This is a genomic window from Pseudonocardia pini, from assembly GCF_013870575.1.
GTDB lineage: Bacteria > Actinomycetota > Actinomycetes > Mycobacteriales > Pseudonocardiaceae > Pseudonocardia > Pseudonocardia pini.
In genome coordinates this window covers 1-2,686 of record NZ_JACBXB010000751.1, presented here as the reverse complement: position 1 = coordinate 2,686, position 2,686 = coordinate 1, and the positions used below count along the sequence as shown (strand labels likewise).

The 2,686-nt window shown below is 74.4% G+C and carries 2 protein-coding genes and 1 pseudogene; 1 reads left to right on the top strand and 2 read right to left on the bottom strand.

The genetic code is table 11. The annotated features are described in order from the left end of the window. Positions 1-899, bottom strand: a pseudogene (locus tag H5J29_RS28310) (FUSC family protein); the annotation flags it as partial. 18 nt (positions 900-917) lie between these two features. Further along, positions 918-1,763, bottom strand: a complete 846-nt coding sequence (locus H5J29_RS28305; RefSeq protein WP_181784045.1) for an LLM class F420-dependent oxidoreductase — start codon at positions 1,761-1,763, stop codon at positions 918-920. Positions 1,764-1,857: 94 nt separating this feature from the next. On the opposite strand from H5J29_RS28305, the gene H5J29_RS28300 reads away from it, so the two are divergent. Next, the coding region (locus H5J29_RS28300) for an FAD-dependent oxidoreductase (protein WP_181784044.1) at positions 1,858-2,686 on the top strand (829 nt) is incomplete at its 3' end.

The window sequence follows — 2,686 nt, the reverse complement described above, 5'->3', positions numbered from 1 at the left end:
CGGGCGGGCGCACGACGTCCACCAGCGCGGCCTCCGGCGATCAGGGCCCGGCGCACCTCGGGTTCCAGCGCGCCGGGGCGGGCCGGGTCGTCGGCGAGCCTGCGGGTGGACACCGCCAGGCGCTCCGCGGCGAGCTCGAGGTCGCCGACCCGCAGCTCCAGGTCCCGGTCCTGCTCGTCGAGCTGCTCGATCCGGTCCACGACCAGCAGCATGGTGTCGTTGAGGCGGGTGCGTCGGCGGTGCAGGTCGCGCAGCGCGTCGTCGATCTCCGGCTGGTCGGTGGCGGGCGCCTCCAGCACGTCGACGACGGCGAGGGCGAGCGCGTGCACGTGCGCGCGGACCGCGCGGAGCAGCCGGTCGAGAACCCGCTCGGGGTGCTCGGCCAGCAGGAACCCGCGCAGCAGCAGCGTCGAGCCGATCCCGCAGCCCACCGCCGCCAGCAGCCAGGGCAGCTGTTCGGGGCGGGCCTGCAGGAACTGGGTGAAGAAGTACGGCATGAACGCCGCCATGCCGAGCGCGGTGCCGCGGGGGCCGAACCGGCGGGCCGCCACCGCCAGCATCATGACCAGCACGAACACGATGTCGGAGACCAGCCGGTACTGCGCCAGCACCGTGCCGAGGACCGTCGCGGCGGCCGCCGGGACCACCATCAGCGCAGTGGTCACGCGGCGGCCGCGCAGGTCGGCGTCGTTCACCGAGAGGTTGCTGATCATCGCCAGCACGGCGGCGAACAGCACCACGGTCACGGGCTGGCCGGTCAGCGCCCGGACCACGGACATCAGGCCGACCGCCAGCCCCATCGCGAGGGTCGCGACCCCGGCGAGCCGCAGCCTGCCCAACCCCGGGTCGACGCCGGTCACCCAGGTGCGCAGCTCCGCCCACCAGACCCGCCCCCGCACGCGGGGCAGTCTCGCAGATCAGCTCAGCCGCAGGCCCTCCGCCAGCGTGCGCAGGCCGGTGTGGAACTCGTCGTCGATCCGGCCGGAGGCGGTGAGGATCTGGGCACCGATGTGGTCCGCCCCCGCCGCGAGGTGGGCGTCGAGCCCGGCGACGACGGTGGCCACGTCCCCGTGCAGGACCAGCTCGTCGATCACCCGGTTCGCCGCGGTGTCCAGCTCCTCCTCGGTGAAGCCGGTGCGCAGGAGGTTCCGGCGGTAGTTGGTGAGGGCGAGGTAGGGCTTGCGGACCTTCGGCCTGCCCACGCCACGGGCGTAGTCGACGTCCGTCGACAGGACGACCTTGTGCTCGGGCGCCAGCAGCGGGCCCTCGCCGAGGATCTCGCGGGCCTCACGGGTGTGGACGGGGGTGGTCAGGTACGGGGCGGCACCCGCCGTGCGCTCGCCCGCGACCCGCAGGACCTTCGGGCCGAGGGCCGCGAGCGCCCGGCCCGCGACCGGGACGCCCGCCTCGTCCAGCTCGTCGAGGTAGCTCAGGATCGTGTCGAACGGCGAGCGGTACTCCTTCACCGCCTCCGGGTGCCCGATCCCGATGCCCAGCAGGAACCGGCCGGGGTGCCGGGCCTCGATGCGGTGGTAGGACTCCGCGGTCTCCTTCGCGGGCGCCTGCCAGATGTTGACGATCCCGGTGGCGACGGCGATGCGCTCCGTCGCGTCGAGCAGGCTCTCGGCCAGCCCGAGGTCGGCGGGCGGGGAGCCGCCGATCCAGATCGCCCCGTAGCCGAGGTCCTCGATCTCCTTCGCCAGCTCGGGCGTGAGCAGGGCACCGCCCAACCAGATCCCGTAACGGCCCAGGTCCACCGACATCCGCAACCACCTCTCTCCTCGACTGTCTTGCCCTTCGGGCAACCGGGCGCCGGTGGTGGGCATTCCTGTCGGGGGCGACTCCTAGGCTGACACCGTGTCCCGCACGCTCCCCTGGCGCCGCGCGCCGATCGTCCACGTCCCCGGCAGGCCGGACCTGCCCCACCGGGTGCCCGCGGGCACCCGGGCCGTCGTGGTCGGGGGCGGGATCGCGGGGGTGAGCGCGGCGGTCGTGCTGGCCGAGCGGGGCGCCGCGGTCACCGTGCTGGAGGCGGCGGACCATCTCGGCGGGCGGCTCGGGGCGTGGTCGCACACCCTGCCGGACGGGACCGAGCAGGTCGTCGAGCACGGGTTCCACGCCTTCTTCCGGCACTACGACACCTGGCGCGCGATCCTCCGCCGCATCGACCCGCGGCTCGGCTTCCTCCGCCCCGTCGAGGGCTATCCGGTGATCTCCCGCCGCTGGCAGGCCGAGGACCTGGGGAACCTGCCCGCCGCGCCGCCGTTCAACCTGCTCGCGCTGTTCGCCCGCTCCCCCAGCCTGCGGCTGCGGGAGGTCGCCGGGGCGGACGCGGCGCTCGGGTTCGCCCTGCTGGCGCACGATCCCGCCGAGACCGTCGCGCGGTTCGACGACGTGTCGGCGGCGGATTTCCTCCGCAGGCTGGGGGTCTCCGAGCGCGCCCGGCAGATGCTGTTCGAGGCCTTCGCCCGGTCCTTCTTCTGCGACCAGGAGGGGCTCTCCGCCGCCGAGCTCGTCTCGATGTTCCATTACTACTTCCTCGGCAACCCCGCAGGTATCGGCTTCGACGCGCCCTCCGAGGACCACCGCACCGCGGTCTGGGCCCCGCTGGCCGCCCACCTGCGGTCCCTGGGCGCGGAGGTGCGCACGGGCTCGCCGGTCACCGGGCTGGAGCGGGTCGGGGAGC

What these genes read in the sequence shown, in the direction of transcription:
- H5J29_RS28305 (WP_181784045.1), bottom strand. Translation starts at nt 1,763, where the DNA reads ATGTCGGTGGACCTGGGCCGTTACGGGATCTGGTTGGGCGGTGCCCTG.